Source organism: Streptomyces sp. NPDC111628, assembly GCF_055635195.1.
The window spans coordinates 270488-288502 of record NZ_JBVKBZ010000006.1 but is presented as its reverse complement, the minus strand read 5'-3'; the positions used below and the strand labels follow the sequence as shown (position 1 = coordinate 288502).

Below are 18015 nucleotides of genomic sequence, written 5' to 3'. Positions count from 1 at the left end.
TGGGACTCAGCCCTTGACGGCGCCGAGCATCACGCCCGACACGAAGTAGCGCTGGACGAACGGGTACACGCAGAGGATGGGCAGGGCGGTGAGCACGATGGTGACGGCCTGGATGTTGGCCGCGACCTGGGTGAGCTGCTCGGTTCCGGCGCCTGCCGCGGTGCCCCCGGTGGCGCCCGCGATGAGGTTGCGCAGATAGACCGTGACCGGCATCAGTTCGATGCGGTCCATGTAGAGGAAGGCGCCGAACCAGGAGTTCCAGAAGGACACCGAGTAGAACAGCACCATGGTCGCGACGACCGCCTTGGACAGCGGCAGCACGATCCTGAGGAGGGTGCCGTACGTGTTCAGGCCGTCGATCTGGGCGGCCTCCTCCAGCTCGTCCGGCAGGCTCTCGAAGAAGGCCTTCATCACCAGCAGGTTGAAGACGCTGATCGCGTTCGGCAGGGCCAGCGCCCACACCGTGTTCTTCAGGTCGAGGCTGGTGATCAGCACGTAGGTGGGGATGAGTCCGCCGGAGAAGAACATGGTGAACACGGCGATGCCGACGAGGACTCCGCGCCCCTTGAGGTGCTTCTTGGACAGCACGTAGGCGTAACACGTCGTCAGGACCATGGCGACGGCGGTGGAGACGACCGTGTAGAAGACGGTGTTGCCGTAGTTGCGCCAGAAGGTGCCGTCCTGGAACACGATCTTGTACGTGGTGAGGTTGAAGCCCTTGGGCCACAGCGTCACCTCACCGGCCCGGATCTGGCGCTCCCCGCTGAAGGAGCGGGCGACGATGTTGAGGAAGGGGTAGAGCGTCACCACCACGACACCGGTGAGGATCAGCCCGTTGACGCCCTGGAAGACCCGGTAGCCGCGGGTGGGCCGGTCGACGCTCACCACAGGCTGGTCCCCACCGTGCGGCGCGAGAGCAGGTTGGCCGAGGTGATCAGCACCAGGCCGATGACCGCCTCGAACAGGCCGATGGCGGCGGCGTAGCTGAAGCTGTTGGACTCGACGCCGGTGCGGTAGAGGTAGGTGGAGATCACGTCACCCGTCTCGTAGGTCAGCGGGTTGTAGAGGAGCAGGATCTTCTCGAAGCCGACCGCCAGGAACGTGCCGATGTTGAGGATCAGCAGCGTGATCATGGTGGGGCGGATGCCGGGCAGGGTGACGTGCCAGATCTGCCGCCAGCGGTTCGCGCCGTCGATGCGGGCCGCCTCGTAGAGGTCGTCGTCGATCGTGGTGAGCGCGGTCAGGTAGAGGATGGTGCCCCAGCCGGCGGTCTGCCAGATCTCCGAGCCCACGTAGATGGTGCGGAACCACTCGGGTTCCTGGATGAACCGGACCGGGTCCTGGCCGAACCAGCCGAGCACGTGGTTGACCGGACCGTCGGTGGCGAGCATCTGCAGGGTGATACCGGCGACGATCACGATCGACAGGAAGTGCGGCAGGTACGACACCGACTGCACGAACCGTTTGAGCGCCCGGGTGCGCACCTCGTTGAGGAGCAGCGCGAGCACGATGGGGATGGGGAAGCAGAAGACCAGCGTGAGCCCGCCGATCCAGAGGGTGTTGCGGAAGACCTGCCAGAAGGTGGGGTCGCTGAGGAACATCTCCACGTAGCGCAGCCCGACCCACTGCTCCCCCAGGATCGACCCGCCGGGTTCGAAGCGGCGGAACGCGATCACGTTGCCGATCATCGGCAGATAGCGGAAGACCAGGAAGAACAGCAACGGCAGCAGGGCCAGTGAGTACAGCTGCCAGTCGCGGCGCAGCGCACGCCGCCAGCCGGGCGGCGTGGTGGAGGTGCTCATGCTTCAGGCCTCCCCGTGGGGTGCAGACAACCGAAAGTTTCGGTCGCTCACCGGTAACTTCGCGGCAACTTAGAGGCACGGAGAAAGCGGTGTCAATGCCCGGTACAGAGCCGGATTTTGGAGCTCACGCCGCATCGTGGGACGGAGGACGACGGGTGATCGACACTCTGGGAAGGACCGCGAAGAGCTGTTACGGTCGGTCGCACCTTTCTGGACCGATGCCGCAACGATCGGTCGTCCGATCGTCCGGTCGTTCCCCGAACCCGCTGCGAGGTGCCGCCGTGCCCGCGTTCGACCTGCCGCCGACGGAGTTGGCGCACCATCGTCCGGCCCCCGACGAGCCCGAGGACTTCGACGCCTTCTGGCGCGAGACCCTCGCCGGAGCACCGCCCGGCGGACCCGTGGTGTCGGCGCACCCGGTGGACAACGGACTGCGGCTGACCCGGACCTGGGACGTGACCTTCCGGGGCTTCGGGGGCGACCCGGTGCGCGCCTGGTTCAGCACACCCGCCGGGACCGGCGACCGGCCCCGGCCCGCGGTCGTCGAGTACGCCGGGTACGGGCGCGGACGCGGACTCCCCCACGAGCGGCTGACCTGGGTGGCCGCGGGGTACGCGCACCTGCTGATGGACAACCGGGGCCAGGGCGACCAGTACGGCTGCGGCGGCGACACCGCCGACCCGCACGCGGACGCGCCCGGCGGTCCCGGCCCGGCGGTACGGGGACTGCTCAACCCGCACGACCACCACTACCGCCGCCTGATCACGGACGCGGTCCGCGCGGTCGCCGCGGTGCGGATGCTGCCCGGCGTGGACGCGGAGCGCGTCACGGCCGTCGGCAACAGCCAGGGCGGCGGACTCGCGCTGGCCGTCGCGGGGCTGGTCCCGGACCTCGCGGCGGTACTGGTCTCGGCGCCGCTGCTGTGCGGCATCCGCCGCGCCCTGGACCTCACGGACGCGGGGCCCTACGGCGAGATCGCCGCGTACCTCTCGGTGCACCGCGGTGCCGAGAGCGCCGCGTACCGCACCCTCGCCTACCTGGAGGGCGTCTCCTTCGCCCGTCGGGCGCACGCGCCGGCCCATTTCGGCGTGGGCCTGCGCGACACGGTGTGCCCGCCGAGCGGGGCGTACGCCGCCTTCAACCGGTACGCGGAACTGTCCGGGGCCGAGCCCCGCAAGGAGATCCACGCGTACCCGTTCAACGGGCACGAGGGCGGCGACGCGGTGCACGTGCGGCGCCAGCTGGAGTGGCTGGCCGCCGTGGTGCCGGCCCCGTGACACGGCGAGGGCCGCACCCCCGTCACCGGGGATGCGGCCCTCGACCTCCGTGCGCCGCCGCCTGGCTGCCAACGGCGGATCGGGCTGCTACTTGCGGATCAGGCTGCGCAGCACGTACTGCAGGATGCCGCCGTTGCGGTAGTAGTCCGCCTCACCGGGGGTGTCGATGCGGACGACCGCGTCGAACTCGACGCCGGTGTCGGTGGCGACCTTCACCGTGCGCGGGGTGGTGCCGTCGTTCAGCTCGGTCACGCCGGAGACGGAGAAGGTCTCCTGACCGGTCAGACCGAGGGTCTCGGCGGTCTGGCCCTCCGGGAACTGGAGCGGCAGGACACCCATGCCGATGAGGTTCGAGCGGTGGATGCGCTCGTAGGACTCGGCGACGACGGCCTTGACGCCGAGGAGCGCGGTGCCCTTGGCCGCCCAGTCTCGGGACGAGCCGGAGCCGTACTCCTTGCCGGCCAGGACGACGAGCGGGGTGCCCTGCTCGATGTAGTTGCGGGAGGCGTCGTAGATGAACGACACCGGCCCGTCCGCCTGGGTGAAGTCGCGGGTGTAGCCGCCCTCGGTGCCCGGCGCGATCTGGTTGCGCAGGCGGATGTTGGCGAAGGTGCCGCGGATCATGATCTCGTGGTTGCCGCGGCGCGAGCCGTAGCTGTTGAAGTCGCGGCGCTCCACGCCGTGCTCCGTGAGGTACTTGCCGGCCGGGGTGTCGGCCTTGATCGCACCGGCGGGCGAGATGTGGTCCGTCGTCACCGAGTCGCCGAGCTTGGCGAGCACCCGGGCGCCGGAGATGTCCTCGACCGGGGCCGGCTCCATGCCCATGCCCTCGAAGTACGGGGGCTTGCGCACGTAGGTGGACTCGGCGTCCCAGTCGAAGGTGTCGCCGGTCGGGATCGGCAGCGCCTGCCACTGGGCGTCGCCCGCGAAGACGTCGCTGTAGGACTTGGAGAACATGTCCTCGCCGATGGTGTTGGCGACGACGTCGTTGACCTCGGCCTCGGTCGGCCAGATGTCCTTCAGGAAGACCGGGTTGCCGTCCTGGTCGGCACCCAGGGCGTCCTTGGTGATGTCCACCTTCATGGAGCCCGCGAGGGCGTAGGCGACGACCAGCGGCGGGGACGCCAGGTAGTTCATCTTGACGTCGGGGTTGATCCGGCCCTCGAAGTTGCGGTTGCCGGAGAGCACCGAGGTGACGGCGAGGTCGTGGTCGTTGACGGCCTTGGAGACCTCGTCCGGCAGCGGGCCGGAGTTGCCGATGCAGGTGGTGCAGCCGTAGCCGACCAGGTTGAAGCCGACCTTGTCGAGGTAGGGGGTCAGGCCCGCCTTCTCGAAGTAGTCGGTGACGACCTTGGAGCCCGGGGCGAGGGTGGTCTTGACCCACGGCTTGCGGGTCAGACCCTTCTCGACCGCCTTCTTGGCCACCAGGGCGGCGGCGACCATGACGTACGGGTTGGAGGTGTTGGTGCAGGAGGTGATGGCCGCGACCGTCACCGCACCGTGGTCCAGCTCGTAGGTCGTGCCGTCGGGGGCGGTCACGGGGACCGGGTTGGACGGGGCGCCGTTGGGGGTGACGGCCGGGGAGTCGGAGGCCGGGAAGGACTCCTTGCCCGCCTCGTCGACGACGTCCACGTAGTTGAGGACGTCCGACTTGAACTGCTGGGCGGCGTTCGCGAGGACGATGCGGTCCTGCGGGCGCTTCGGGCCGGCGATGGAGGGCACGACCGTGGCGAGGTCCAGCTCCAGCTTCTCGGAGAAGTCCGGCTCGGCCTTCGGGTCCAGCCAGAGACCCTGCTGCTTGGCGTACGCCTCGACCAGGGCGACCTGCTGGTCGCTGCGGCCGGTCAGGCGCATGTAGTTCAGCGTCTCGTCGTCGACCGGGAAGATCGCGGCGGTGGAGCCGAACTCCGGCGACATGTTGCCGATGGTGGCGCGGTTGGCCAGCGACGTGGCGGCGACGCCCTCGCCGTAGAACTCGACGAACTTGCCGACCACGCCGTGCTTGCGCAGCATCTCGGTGATCGTGAGCACCAGGTCGGTGGCGGTGGTGCCGGGGGTCAGCTCACCGGTCAGCTTGAAGCCGACGACGCGCGGGATGAGCATGGAGACCGGCTGGCCGAGCATCGCGGCCTCGGCCTCGATGCCGCCGACGCCCCAGCCGAGGACGCCGAGGCCGTTGACCATGGTGGTGTGCGAGTCGGTGCCGACCAGGGTGTCGGGGTAGGCCTTGCCGTCACGGGTCATGACGACGCGGGCCAGGTGCTCGATGTTCACCTGGTGGACGATGCCGGTGCCCGGCGGGACGACCTTGAACTCGTCGAAGGCGGTCTGGCCCCAGCGCAGGAACTGGTAGCGCTCGCGGTTGCGGCCGTACTCCAGGTCGACGTTCTGCTTGAACGCGTCGTTGGTGCCGAACTTGTCGGCGATGACGGAGTGGTCGATGACCAGCTCGGCCGGGGCCAGCGGGTTGATCTTCGCCGCGTCGCCGCCCAGCTCCTTGACGGCCTCACGCATGGTGGCGAGGTCGACGACACAGGGCACGCCGGTGAAGTCCTGCATGATCACGCGGGCCGGCGTGAACTGGATCTCCTGCGACGGCTGGGCCTGCGAGTCCCAGCCGCCGAGGGCGCGGATGTGGTCGGCGGTGATGTTCGCGCCGTCCTCGGTGCGGAGCAGGTTCTCCAGCAGCACCTTCAGGCTGTAGGGAAGGCGCGCGGAGCCCTCGACCTTGTCCAGCCGGAAGATCTCGTACGACTCGTCGCCCACCTGCAGTGTGCTGCGGGCGTCGAAGCTGTTCGCCGACACGACAGTCTCCTTCATTTATGTGCGCGTACCACCGCATCCTGCCGCCACGCCCTCTTGGCCGATCCGCTAAGGTAAGGCTAAGTTAGGTAACCCTTACCGCCAGACCCGGAAGCGGCGCGCGGCTGCGGTGCGCCTCGGCAGATATCTCGATGTCGAGATAACTCTAGTACATGGGGGCGGTCCGGTCATGTCCGGGCGCCGTGTGGCGTGCGCCCCACTCCGGGTGACCCGTACGGCCGTCACTACGCCGGACGGGGGTATCCGATGCGTGCCGGACCGAGCCGGCGCGACACGGAAAGGGGCACGGCCGCCGCTCACGTTCCGCGCCGGATGTCGTGCGACATCGATGGATTTGCCGGGACCTTTCGGATGGCGCCGCACGACGACGAGCAGGCGCCGCTGAGGCGTGACCGGGGGTTACTTGACGTCACGTCACCCGAACGGACCCCCCGAGAGGTGCGATCTCATATCTGAGATAGCCTCAACCTCATGGCAGACGACTACCTCGTACGCATCGGCAGGCTCATCCGTGACGCGCGGCAGCACCGCGGCTGGACGCAGTCACAGCTCGCGGAGGCGCTCAACACCAGCCAGAGCGCCGTCAACCGCATCGAACGCGGCAACCAGAACATCAGCCTTGAGATGATCGCCCGGATCGGCGAAGCGCTGGACAGCGAAATCGTCTCCCTGGGCTACGCGGGTCCGATGCACCTGCGCGTGGTCGGCGGCCGTCGCCTCTCCGGTGCCATCGACGTCAAGACCAGCAAGAACGCCTGCGTGGCCCTGCTGTGCGCCTCGCTGCTCAACAAGGGGCGCACGGTGCTGCGCCGGGTCGCCCGCATCGAGGAGGTCTACCGCCTCCTGGAGGTGCTCAACTCCATCGGTGTGCGCACCCGCTGGATCAACGACGGCACCGACCTGGAGATCGTGCCGCCGGCCGAGCTGGACATGGAGGCCATCGACGCCGAGGCGGCCGTCCGCACCCGCTCCATCATCATGTTCCTCGGCCCGCTGCTGCACCGCATGGAGCGCTTCCGGCTGCCCTACGCCGGCGGCTGCGACCTCGGCACCCGGACCATCGAGCCGCACATGATCGCGCTGCGCCGGTTCGGCCTGGACGTCGCCGCGACGGAGGGCCACTACCACGCGGTGGTCGACCGCACCGTCCGCCCGGACCGCCCGATCGTCCTGACCGAGCGCGGCGACACGGTGACGGAGAACGCCCTCCTGGCCGCCGCCCGCCACGACGGCGTCACCGTCATCCGCAACGCCTCCTCCAACTACATGGTCCAGGACCTCTGCTTCTTCCTGGAGGCCCTGGGCGTCCGGGTCGAGGGCATCGGCACCACCACCCTCACCGTGCACGGCATGCCGGTCATCGACGCCGACGTGGACTACTCCCCCTCCGAGGACCCGGTAGAGGCGATGAGCCTTCTCGCCGCCGCCGTGGTCACCGAGTCGGAGCTGACCGTCCGTCGGGTCCCCATCGAGTTCCTGGAGATCGAGCTGGCGGTCCTGGAGGAGATGGGCCTCGACCACGACCGCACCCCGGAGTACTTCGCCGACAACGGCCGCACCCGCCTGGTGGACCTGACGGTGCGCCCCTCCAAGCTGGAGGCGCCCATCGACAAGATCCACCCGATGCCCTTCCCCGGCCTGAACATCGACAACGTCCCCTTCTTCGCGGCCATCGCCGCCTCCGCCCAGGGCCAGACCCTCATCCACGACTGGGTCTACGACAACCGCGCCATCTACCTCACCGACCTGAACCGCCTCGGCGGCCGCCTCCAGCTCCTGGACCCCCACCGCGTCCTGGTCGAGGGCCCCACCCGCTGGCGCGCCGCCGAGATGATGTGCCCGCCCGCCCTGCGCCCCGCCGTGGTCGTCCTCCTCGCGATGATGGCGGCCGAGGGCACGTCGGTGCTGCGCAACGTGTACGTCATCAACCGCGGTTACGAGGACCTCGCGGAGCGGCTGAACTCGATCGGGGCGCAGATCGAGATCTTCCGGGACATCTGAAAGCTCTAGGAAAAGACAGCGCGAAACCCCTCCTGACCCGTACTTATGCACGCCAGGAGGGGGTTCGGCTCGGTCTGTGGGACTTCTCAGGGACTTTCAGGTCGAGCTCCGGGAGACCGTCGGTTTTCAGAGGCTGAGGACGGATTGCCCGGCGCTGCACGTGTCGGGCACGGGCAGGGCACCGGCCGTCGCTCTTCACGGCAAGCAAAGATCCCCAGAAACCCATCTATCGCTCCTGCTTCCATCTTCATGAACGTCGGGCTCTCGTGGTCCGCGCTTACGCGGAGATCGGGCCATGGGTCCGCTCAAGGGGTAGCGGCCCCTCCGGTGAGCGTGAACAAGACGAAACCGCCAACGGCGGCCACGCCGTACGCAGCGCCCTTGGCCACCTGGCCGAGGGCATGGGTGTCCACCGGGGACTGCAAATCGTTCGTGACGTTGCGCCTGAACGCCAAGACCGGCCGCGTCGTCGCCATGGCCTCCAACCCCGACTACGACCCCAACGCCTGGGTCGGCGGCATCTCCGCCACCTCCGGCCACCTGCAACGAGTAGTCCATCCGGATCTCACGGAACGTCAGCGGTAGTACTCGCGCCGCAGCTCCGCCTCGAGCCGCATCCGTGGCCCGCGTAGCTCGAAAATCGTTCCCAGAGTTCAGGGAACCCCCGCAGTTGATCCGTGACGCGAATGCTGACGAGTTCGACGACCTGAGGGCGTCCCGATTCCAGGAGCACCTCTATCAGGCGGGCAGAGCGGACGATGACTGCCTCCGTCAACTTTTCCAGCGCAGGCCGGAACACCGGGTGCACGAACCCGTAACTCAGCATGGAATACATACCGGGATCGGAGCACTCACCGTTCGTAATTTCCAGTTCTTCCGCTTCGAGCTCAGACACGAAGGGGCAATCCTCCGGGACATGCTCCCAGATGCTGTGCCGCACGAATTCACTGTCCGAAGGGTCCATCTGTGGCATCCGCAGTTCGTCGTCGACGGGCCCAATGAGTGAGCCCAGGGAATCTGAGCAGTTACGACACGATCCCTGTGCTCCGGACGCCTCTTGGGCACAATTGCCCAAATTAGATGTTATGCGACACTCGGCTGGTACTGGGGGTCAGAGACCCCGAAGGGGTCCACTATGTCTTTGAACATCTCCCAGGCACCACGCCCCCAGCCGTACGCCCTGACATACGAAGGAGCCTGGCCAACCGTGAGAACCCCACCTGGCACGCCCAGGATACGTGGCATGTTCGGCTTGTTCGCCAACCGAGGAGCCTTGAACCCGCGGGGGCCCTCATGGAACTGCCCCCCTCCATAGCGGCGTACAGGCCCTTGCCACCCGGTCGACCTCCGGGGGCGCCGCCCGGCCAGTCGCCCCCCAAATGCACAGCCCGACCCCGACCAGCGTCAGCAGGGTTCCGAAGGCTCCCAGGCCAGTGGCCACAGTGAGGTGGCCGGCTCGTCCTGTACCCGGCCGCGTACGTCGGAGGCCGCAACGCTCCCCGACCGTTCGTCCAGGAAGTAGCGCGAGTCGTTCGCGTTGGCCCGATGATCACCGAGAAGGAAGAGTCGCCCCCGGAACGGTCACGTCGTACCGGGGTCCTGCCAGAGCGAACTTGTCGCGCAGCACATACGGTTCGTCGATCTCCTCGCCGTTCACCGCGACTCGCGTCCCGTCACGGGACTCCACACGGTCACCGCCCAGGCCGATCACCCGCTGCAGAACCGGCGCGTCTCCGTACCGCTCCGGCACACCGACGAAGACGACGTCGCCCCGGCGTATTCCGGCTTCGTCTATGCGCTCGATGGTCAGCTGCTCGCCCGGACGACAGGCGGCGACCCTGAGTCCGCGGCCCGCACGTTGCGGCTGCACGAACCTCCCTCCCTGCCTGTCTCTGCTCAGCTGCCGGGAACGGAGCGGCCCGGCTCGAACTCCGGGTCGAGGTTGTACCGCGCGATTCCGAAAGGCCCGAATTCCTCCTCCGTAAGCACCCGGTAGAGAAATTCAGAAGTCGACATGTCGTATGTGCGCCACTCGCCGACATCACCTCGCGCCAGAACGGAGTAAGCGCCAGGGTTCTGCGCGTCCAAAAGCCAGGCGTATTCATCGGCCCATTCGGTCGCCGCCCACACGATGACGCCCTTTTCTCCAGGAGAGTAGACCGGATGTACATCATCATTTCCACCCGCCACAAGGGAGGCCCGCCACTGCGCGAGAAGGTCGAAGGCGTGGGGGCCCGAAGGCCCGAAAAGGTAGACGGTCTCGCTAAAGGTACCGCCACCGAAATTCTCGAAGAGCACCTTGTAGTCCGCCGGTAGCGGAACCTGCAACTCCCCTTCGATCGACTCCCAGTCGACGGACAGCCTCAACGGCTCCCAGCCGGTCAACTCGATCAACCGCTGAACCCACATGGAAAACCTTTCAGAACTGGTTGGAGACGGAGCGGATCCCGAGGGCTTCGATCACAGCGCAGTCACTGTCCACGACATAGGCACAGAGGGGCAGGGGCCTCGGATCGTTCGGTCTATAGCCCACACCTACCACCCACCTTCAGCGTCCAGACGAACGGACTAGGCGGTTTCGTTTGGATCAGCGGGCGGACCAGAAGAAGATGCCGGCGATGTGGAGTCCGGCGAGATAGACGGTCGCGGTCTTCTCGTAGCGGGTGGCGATGCCGCGCCACTGCTTCAGGCGGGTGCCGCCTGCCTGTCCGCACTGCCGCCGGTTGGCCTGCTGATCGGCCCGTTCCGGGATTACCGCGCGGATAGCGCGTCTGCGCAGGTGGTCGCGGATCGCACGGGAGGAGTACGCCTTGTCGGCGAGGACCACCTCCGGCCTGGTGCGGGGCCGTCCTCGCCGACGGGGAACGCGCAGGCGGGCATGACATCGGTGAAGGCGGGAGCGTCGCCGGCCTGCCCGGCGGTGAGGACGAACGCGAGTGGCCGACACCGGCCGTCGGCCGCGAGGGGGATCTTCGTGGTCAGTCCGCCGCGGGACCGGCCGATGGCGTGATCGTCCGGCTCGCCGGCCGGGGCCCCTTTTTGCGGGCCCCGGCCGCGTGCTGGTGAGCGCGCACGATGGTGGAGTCCACCGACACGGCCCGGCTGACGTCCTCGTCCGCGTCGGCCTGGGCCACCAGGGCAGTGAACACCCGCTCCCACGTGCCATCGACGGCCCACATCCGCAGCCGGTTGTAGACGCCCTGCCAGTTGCCGTACCTCTCCGGCAGGTGCACCCACTGGGTACCGGTCTGGAACTTGAAGGCGATCGCGTCGATCACCTCACGATGGTCCCGCCAACGGCCACCCCTCTTCGGCGTCCGGTCCGGGAGCAAAGGCTCGATCCGCGCCCACTGCGCATCAGTCAACGGCACACCCGGACCAACGACCTGCTGATCCAAACGAAACGGCCTAGTACTGCAACGGTGCTTGTGCTGATTGCTGACCAGTTCAGGGACTGTGTCCACGTCGCTTGTAGTGACTGATGCGGGCCTGGTGCTGACGTCTTCGTCGCCGGGTCGACCAGTGCAGGATGTGGTCGACCTGGGTGGGGCGGCGGTCGGTGAGTCGGGGGATCAGGCGTCGTATCTCGACCGCCCAGCGGCTGCCCGCGATGCGGATCAGCTCGTCCAGGGTGGTGCCGACGGGGCAGTAGGCGATGTAGTAGGAGATCTCCTCGGGCCTGCTGACGCTGCGGCGGGCGAGAACCCAGTGTCGGCGGTCCTCATGGACGGGGTGGTCGACGGCATACCGGGTGATGACGGTGTCGTGCGCCGTAGGCGGCATCCGCGGTCACCCACCGGAACGGGACCTTCTCGGCGATCGCCCGGCGGACCATCGCCTTGGCCATGGCGATGCCCGCCCGACGGCAGCGGTCCCGGTCGTCTGTCCAGGAGGTGGGCAGATACAACCTGCGGTCGATCAGGGTGCGTCCGCGGCTGGTGGCACAGGCGAGGTACACGCGCACCCCACACACGAGAAGCACGGGATTCCGCGGCACCGCCCAGGCGGTCCGCGAGTTGCCGCGGGCAGGCGGCCATGAGCCAGCCGTAGCTGCGCAGCCACGAGCGGCTCTCGGCAACGTGTCCTCAGGAAGCAACCAGGGGTCCCAGTACCTCCTCGAGAGCGTTCTTGCCCACCGTGTAGTTGTAGGCCACAAGACCGAACGAGAGGTTGAGCCCTGTGGCGAAAACCTTCAGGAAAGCAAGAGCGGCTCAGAACAGTGAGCCGTCGCCCCGCAGTCGGCGTCGTAGGAACGAGGCGAAGGTCTGCTCCTCCAGGTGGGTGAGCGAGGTGCCCCCCGGCTCGATGTAGGCGACGCGCCACTCCTGCGGGTCGGCTGTCAGGGCGAGCCAGCCGAAAGCCCTGCCCTCCAGTTCGCCCCACTGCAGGAACATCGGGTCCTCGGTCAGCCAGGCGGCCTCGGCGACGGGAAACACGCGCATTCCGGCGATCACCCCGCCGGGGAACTCCCGCATGGCTGTCAGTTAGTCCTCCGGGAACACGAGGTCCGGCGTCTTCGTCTTCTCCGCGGCCCCGTCGACGAGTTCCCGCGCGTACTGCCGGACGCCCGGAACACCGATGTTCCGGATCCGGGCGACGAGCTCCTCCACTGCGCCGATGTCCGGGTTCGACAGCGCCGTGGCTGTCGCCCGCATGTCGTCGGCGACCTTCCAGAAGGAACCGGATTCGTATTCCTCGATGGTCTCGAACGCGGGGACCCCCTCGGGACGCCCGAGCAGCGCCCGCCCCACGAACTCCGAGACAGAGAAGGGAAGGTCGAGCCACAGCTGGAAGTCGTCGTCCGTGACGACGGTCGTCCAGTCCGCGGTGTTGCTTGCGGTGGTGTCCCACAGCAGCACGCCGTCGGTTGCGCTGCGCCCCCACGGCACCATGCCGCCCGGTTTCGGGTAGAGCGGCAGCCACAGCCGCTGGGCGCGGCTGCGGAGCGACAGCTCCATGTCTCCAATGCGCATGGAGGTGGGCCGGACGAACTCCTCGAGGGAGCGCACGGGCAGAGCGTCGGGTCGTTCGAGCAGCACGGACCCTGCCAAGACCCCGGCCGGTATGGCCTGGACCAGGAGCTCGTAGCCCTCGGGAACGACCTGGCCGTGATCGTCCTCCGGTCGTGCCGAAGCCTCGAAGCCGAGTAGTCGGACGACGTCGAGATGATGCATGTGTTTCACCCGGTTCAAGATGCATATCGGACGGACTGGTAATACACCCGTTCGCCCAGCTTGAGCAGTCTCTCGATCTCGTACTCCATCGACCGCATCTCCTTGTTTCGTCATCCAGGCCTGGGCATCCATCTGGAGACCCTGCGCACATGGGTCCGCGACGAACGGAGCCGAACAGCGGACGGCGGACGGCGGGGGTGACGCCGCAGGGCTTCGGCATAGTCGGCGGGCGCCCGTTTTGTGCTCACGCGAGGCCGAGGAGCGCGAGGGGCCCGGTCCGTCCGACTCCAACCTCGACACGGTCACCGCCTCGACGCGGTGTCCGTCCCGGTGCAGTTCGGTTCTGGTCCTTCGACGTCTCGGTCCGTGTCAACCCGCCGGGTCCTCGTAGACGAGCCGGCCGATCTCGCGGCCGGCATACGGGCGTGGCCGCCCGGGGGGAAGCGCCGGCGCGACGGCCCGAAAAACGTTGCGCAGCGCGTCCCCCGTGTAGTCGGCAAGGCGATCCGTGGCCCTCAACCACACGCTTCCCGCGGGCAGCCTTTCCGTCTCCGCGAAGGCACCCGAATCTCGCAGTCCAGCGACGCCGCCGAGACGATCGGCGATACGGGCGGAGCACACGGTCACCCAGGGGTACCCGCGGAGCACGTTCTCGCTTTCCTGGATTCCCTTCAGCGGGCTGAGCCCCAGGCGGTCCTCCAGCATCGTTTCTCCACCGTGACCGCCGTCATCGGTGACACAGCCGAAGGTGATGGGATCCTTCCGCGCGAAACGTCTCAGATGTTCGACTGCGGAAGCCACCTCCAGTGACGAAATGATCCCCCGACACGAGTCCGTACTGGACTCCCCGACTCCGTATTCCACTCGCAGCCGATGCCATTCACCGTCCTCGCTGACGGACTGCACGGAAACTTTGGCCTGACTCGCCCCGTACCGGCGACCCTGTTCGCTCAGTTCCAGGATCCAGAGTTCACTGTCCGCGGGCCGCTTGGCCACTCTCGCGAGGAATTTGCTCCAGTTCTCCTCGGACCAGGCCTTCCGGGCCCGGACCCGTCCCCACAGCGGGCCCTGCTCGGTCAGCGAAGCCCATGTACCTCCCGGAGGCCCCAGTACACTCTCGCCCTTCTCCGGAATGCGCAGTTCGGGACCGTTTCGCAGGCTGCTGAGGAGCGGGGCGAAAATCCCCTCGGCTGCCGTCTCGAACCACTCGACCGCAAGCCCCGAGATGTCCGTCTCCGATGCCCTCAGGTCAATTTCGACTCTCACTACTTGCTCCTTACTGACAAAACAACCTGGCAGGCCATTCCGTTTCGGGACGGCCTGCCAGATGATGCATCGAAAGTCGCACTCTGCAGTCAGAGTGTTCCGGAACGCGTTACCGCATCATACCGGAACCCATGATCCGCGGATCAGAATACGGGCACGAAAGGTACTGCCGGAATGGCAGGGAATGGGGTGAAGGGTTTACTCGGATCAGTCTCCGGCATGCGGAGATTGTCGTGCAGCCAGTCACGGATCTTCTCGGTCACGGGGACCTCCTGCGGCACTGACTTCGGCTCCGGTTGCTTCACTCGGTCGGCCCTTCCTGGAAGGCGTCAGCTGACACCTATTCGGACTCGGCGACCTCCCGCGCCCGCGCGGCGTCCTCGTGGACGACGGGCAGCGGCGGGTGGCCCGGCTCCTCGTCGAACTGCTTCGGCTTGCCGGGCCGGATCACGGGCGCCAGGGCGCCCCACACACGAGCCGTACGTTCCTGGTCGTACTCGGCGAAGTCCGGCGTAGCGAGCAGCCAGACTCCGCCCTCGGCAAGCTCGTCCACCTCGTGGAACGCGCCAGTGGCACGGAGTTCCGCGGCACCGCCCAGGCGGTCCGCGAGTTCCCGCGGGCAGACCGTGAGCCAACCGTAGCCGCGCAGGTACGCACGGCTCTCGGGCAAGGTGTCCTCGGGAAGCAGCCAGGGAGGCCCCAGCACCTCCTCGAGAGCGGTCTTGCCCAGCGTGTAGTTGTAGGCGATGTGTCCGAACGAGGGGTTGAGCCCTGCGGCGGAGCCCTTCAGGGACTCGAGGAACCGACGCTGGAATTCTTTGTCGGCAATCGATTCCTGCGGAAACTCACAGCCCAGTCTCACCCATGAGTCCATGTCTTCTTCGCGTTCCGCGGCAATGCGGGCAAGGCGAGTTTCAGGGCTGCCATTCTCACCGATTCGGGAGATTCCGACCGAAGCGGAGAAGAATTCCTCGCCAAGAGCAGCGCGGAACCACGCAAGGTTCGCCTCGGAGATCACTTTGGTGGTGGCACGCAGGCCTCTGGCTCCTCGGGTTGTCACTTGACAGAATCCCCAGAGGGAGCCCGGGGCCCCGCAGGCTGTGCCACCCCGGATGGTGCGCGGGTCGAGAGCGGGTCCGTTCAGGATTTCCTGAATCTCCTTTTCGAAGATGGTCAGGCATCCCGAAAACCAGTTCTTTGCCTGCTGCGCGTAAACAGCGGACGACCGGAACTCGACGTTCAGTTCACCTCTCAAGATGAACCCCTTCGCCATCTCCCCCACTCTCTTCCCGCTAGGCGGTTTGGATTTCCGCTACCTTACATGACCGTGCTCAGCACGCTCCGCCGACCACGAATGCGAGCCCTTGGGAGAAGATTCTTCCGACGAATCCCAGGACCCCGAGGAAGCCCACTGTGGTACCGGCCTTCTCACCGTCGAAGTTCCAGTCCCACGAGACCTCTCCGTCCCCGCCCGGGGCCGCATGGGGCATGGGCTGGGCCTGGCGGAGGGAGAGGGCCGGGGCGACGGCGGTTCCGGGTCATCGTCGTCGTCCCGGTTCACGTCGTACGTGATGATCCCGCCCTGGGTGGAACGGGCCGTGATCTTCTTCTTCGGGTTGCCCGTGCTGGGCTTGCGTCCCAGCTCCGGGACGATGTCGGCGCCCGCGACGACCTTCCGGTTGTCTCCCTTGTCGCGCAGCGTATGCGAGCGTGCCAGTGGCCCGGCGGCTCGGTGGGCCTGCGGGTCGTCGGCGGGCCTGGCGATGCCACCCCACCGACCCCATCACTGCGGTCCCTCGTCCCCATCGACGCCGCGGTCTCATGGAGGACCCCGAGTCGAAGTTCTACAACTCCATGTACAGCGCAAACGGGACTTCCGGCTGACCGAATCCGGCGATCGCGGCAGCGAACGTCCCATCGACTACCCCGCCCAGTACGCCAAAGCACTCGTCATCAGCTTCAACCGATGACCCGCCACGGCAGGTTGCGTCAGGCTCGGCCACCTTGGCGTTGGGGGTCCTCTGGGACTTTCCTGGGACTTCCGGCAGCATCAGCCAGCACGAGCGTGAAAGAACCGAAAGGACGTTCATCCAGGTCAACGATCTACGGCAGCCAGACGCCACAGGTCACGACGTTGGCTGGTCTCCTCCGGGACATTTGAGAACTCCGGGACAGGTGACGCGAAACCCCTCCTGAACCGCACGTGTGCAAGCCAGGAGGGGTTTCGGCCGGTCAGGCCACCGACCACCGCCGAGCCCTGCCGTGCAGGGTCAGGTAGAACGTGCGGAGGGATTCCTGGGAGCTTCCCACCGCGAAGCAGTTCCGGACCTTGCCCAAGGGGTTCCACACCCGGCCGTCCGGCATCCGCACCCCGGCCGGTTCCCCGAAGTAGGACCGCTGGTCGGCCTCGAAGTCGATCCACGTCGCGCCGGCACGTCGCACCAGGACCTCTCCGACGTAGGCCCCGAGGCCGAACAGCGCTTCACGCACCCTCACCTCTTCCACCCCGTTCTTGCGCAGCCCGTCGACGAGGAAGTCGACGACGCGGAGGCTGGCCACGGAGTAGTCCAGCGGAAGCCTGTTCCGCACGGTCGCACGTCGCACGAAGGCCGCGGCCGTACTCCGCATCTCCTCCGCGCACGGCACGCGTTCGCCCACATCACCCATAGGCCCGCTTCCCCTCCACCCGGTCATGCGGAAAACGTCCATACGCCTTCCACATGACCAAGCGCAGACCCACTCACAGCCATCACGGCTTCCGGACGTGCGTAATCCCACACGAGTTCGCGCCGCTTCCCGTACAACCTTCTCGACCGCTGCGCGTCGGTCCGCGTTACGCGTATGGGCCGGACCAGGGTGTCACCGCCGCATCCGCGCTCCGGGGGCGCCGCCCGACCAGGTGGCCCCCGATGCCCAGCGCGATCCCGACCAGGGTCAGCAGGGCTCCGAAGGCTCCCACGGCCAGTGGCCACAGTGCCGCGGCCGACTCGTCCCGGACCCGGCCGCGTACGTCGGAGGCCGCAACGCTCCCCGACCGAACTTGTCGCGCAGCACATACGGTTCGTCGATCTCCTTGCCGTTCACCGCGACTCACACACCGTCACGGGACTCCGCATGGTCACCCCCCAGACCGATCACCCGTTGCACAACCGGCGCGCCCCCGTACCGCCCCGGCACACGGACGAGGACGACATCGCCGCGACGTATCCCGGCTTCGTCGATGCTCTCAACGGTCAACTCCTCGCCCGATAAGTGGGCCGCTGTCAGAGCGAGCCGGCCGAAAGCCCTGCCCTCCTGGACGGTGCCGCAGTCCTGCCGCGCACGAGCGGCCGTGCCGAGAAACCCGGCACGGCCGCTCTCAGTCGGGCGCGGGTGTCAGAGCTGTCCGGCGACGCCGACCACTCGATAGACGCACACCAGGATGATCGCCGCGCAGACGACCTTGGACAGCAGGCGTCGCGAGAGCGATGTCACGGCCACCGCCGCCGAAAGGGCGGCAATACCGACGCACAGCAGCGCTCCGAAAGCCCCGTCGTTGTCCCGCCGTCCCGGGAACGCAGCCGGGTTGTCCGCTTCGACCGTCATGGCGAAGCTGAACAGCACCAGGGCCGCCGCCACCGCGTACAGCACGACGGCACCGCAGGACTTGGCGATGGAAGACGCTCGCATCGT

At 67.4% G+C, this 18015-nt stretch carries 16 protein-coding genes and 3 pseudogenes; 3 read left to right on the top strand and 16 right to left on the bottom strand.

What is annotated here, in order from left to right:
* Positions 1–6: 6 nt before the first annotated feature.
* Both ACZ7MF_RS30745 and ACZ7MF_RS30740 read right to left on the bottom strand, forming a co-directional pair.
* Positions 7–888, bottom strand: coding sequence for a carbohydrate ABC transporter permease (locus tag ACZ7MF_RS30745; protein WP_471481536.1), 882 nt, complete (start codon positions 886–888; stop codon positions 7–9).
* On the bottom strand, positions 882–1802 hold the full coding sequence (locus tag ACZ7MF_RS30740; protein WP_356857167.1) for an ABC transporter permease: 921 nt from the start codon (positions 1800–1802) through the stop codon (positions 882–884). The genes ACZ7MF_RS30745 and ACZ7MF_RS30740 overlap by 7 nt, the downstream gene beginning before the upstream one ends.
* A 281-nt stretch (positions 1803–2083) precedes the next feature.
* On the opposite strand from ACZ7MF_RS30740, the gene ACZ7MF_RS30735 reads away from it, so the two are divergent.
* A complete protein-coding gene (locus tag ACZ7MF_RS30735; RefSeq protein WP_471481535.1) occupies positions 2084–3079 on the top strand; it encodes an acetylxylan esterase in 996 nt (331 codons plus the stop codon).
* 87 nt (positions 3080–3166) lie between these two features.
* Here ACZ7MF_RS30735 and acnA read toward each other — a convergent pair whose 3' ends face one another.
* Positions 3167–5884, bottom strand: a complete 2718-nt coding sequence (gene acnA / locus ACZ7MF_RS30730; RefSeq protein ID WP_471481534.1) for an aconitate hydratase AcnA — start codon at positions 5882–5884, stop codon at positions 3167–3169.
* Between the two features lie 489 nt (positions 5885–6373).
* Between acnA and ACZ7MF_RS30725 the strand changes: the two genes are divergently transcribed.
* Complete coding sequence (locus tag ACZ7MF_RS30725) at positions 6374–7903, top strand: helix-turn-helix domain-containing protein (RefSeq protein WP_109029773.1); 1530 nt, start codon at positions 6374–6376, stop codon at positions 7901–7903.
* Positions 7904–8335: 432 nt separating this feature from the next.
* A complete protein-coding gene (locus tag ACZ7MF_RS30720; protein WP_471481867.1) occupies positions 8336–8488 on the top strand; it encodes a penicillin-binding transpeptidase domain-containing protein in 153 nt (50 codons plus the stop codon).
* Here ACZ7MF_RS30720 and ACZ7MF_RS30715 read toward each other — a convergent pair.
* The 13 genes and pseudogenes from ACZ7MF_RS30715 to ACZ7MF_RS30655 all read right to left on the bottom strand — a co-directional run bounded on the left by ACZ7MF_RS30715 (position 8469) and on the right by ACZ7MF_RS30655 (position 18012).
* Positions 8469–8798 (bottom strand): hypothetical protein, encoded by a 330-nt coding sequence (locus tag ACZ7MF_RS30715; protein ID WP_471481533.1) that lies wholly within the window; start codon positions 8796–8798, stop codon positions 8469–8471. The two genes, ACZ7MF_RS30720 and ACZ7MF_RS30715, sit on opposite strands and share 20 nt — an antisense overlap.
* Positions 8799–9307: 509 nt before the next feature.
* Positions 9308–9430, bottom strand: a pseudogene (locus tag ACZ7MF_RS30710) (hypothetical protein); the annotation flags it as partial.
* Positions 9431–9452: 22 nt separating this feature from the next.
* On the bottom strand, positions 9453–9773 hold the full coding sequence (locus ACZ7MF_RS30705; RefSeq protein WP_471481532.1) for a S26 family signal peptidase: 321 nt from the start codon (positions 9771–9773) through the stop codon (positions 9453–9455).
* Between the two features lie 26 nt (positions 9774–9799).
* Positions 9800–10297, bottom strand: a complete 498-nt coding sequence (locus tag ACZ7MF_RS30700) for an SMI1/KNR4 family protein (RefSeq protein WP_471481531.1) — start codon at positions 10295–10297, stop codon at positions 9800–9802.
* Between the two features lie 193 nt (positions 10298–10490).
* A pseudogene (locus tag ACZ7MF_RS30695) lies at positions 10491–11301 on the bottom strand (IS5 family transposase).
* Positions 11302–11488: 187 nt separating this feature from the next.
* Positions 11489–11867, bottom strand: a pseudogene (locus ACZ7MF_RS30690) (transposase); the annotation flags it as partial.
* 247 nt (positions 11868–12114) lie between these two features.
* Positions 12115–12378 carry a hypothetical protein gene (locus ACZ7MF_RS30685; protein WP_471481530.1) on the bottom strand — a complete coding sequence of 88 codons (264 nt, stop codon included), beginning with the start codon at positions 12376–12378 and terminating at the stop codon, positions 12115–12117.
* 9 nt (positions 12379–12387) lie between these two features.
* Complete coding sequence (locus ACZ7MF_RS30680) at positions 12388–13077, bottom strand: hypothetical protein (RefSeq protein WP_471481529.1); 690 nt, start codon at positions 13075–13077, stop codon at positions 12388–12390.
* A 369-nt stretch (positions 13078–13446) separates the two neighbouring features.
* Positions 13447–14343 (bottom strand): hypothetical protein, encoded by an 897-nt coding sequence (locus ACZ7MF_RS30675; protein ID WP_471481528.1) that lies wholly within the window; start codon positions 14341–14343, stop codon positions 13447–13449.
* 340 nt (positions 14344–14683) lie between these two features.
* On the bottom strand, positions 14684–15616 hold the full coding sequence (locus tag ACZ7MF_RS30670; protein WP_471481527.1) for a hypothetical protein: 933 nt from the start codon (positions 15614–15616) through the stop codon (positions 14684–14686).
* A gap of 959 nt (positions 15617–16575) precedes the next feature.
* Positions 16576–17010 (bottom strand): hypothetical protein, encoded by a 435-nt coding sequence (locus ACZ7MF_RS30665; protein WP_471481526.1) that lies wholly within the window; start codon positions 17008–17010, stop codon positions 16576–16578.
* 423 nt (positions 17011–17433) lie between these two features.
* Positions 17434–17580: a S26 family signal peptidase gene (locus tag ACZ7MF_RS30660; protein ID WP_471481525.1), complete on the bottom strand. Its 147-nt coding sequence runs from the start codon at positions 17578–17580 to the stop codon at positions 17434–17436.
* A 138-nt stretch (positions 17581–17718) separates the two neighbouring features.
* On the bottom strand, positions 17719–18012 hold the full coding sequence (locus tag ACZ7MF_RS30655) for a hypothetical protein (protein WP_163013338.1): 294 nt from the start codon (positions 18010–18012) through the stop codon (positions 17719–17721).
* Positions 18013–18015 lie beyond the last annotated feature (3 nt).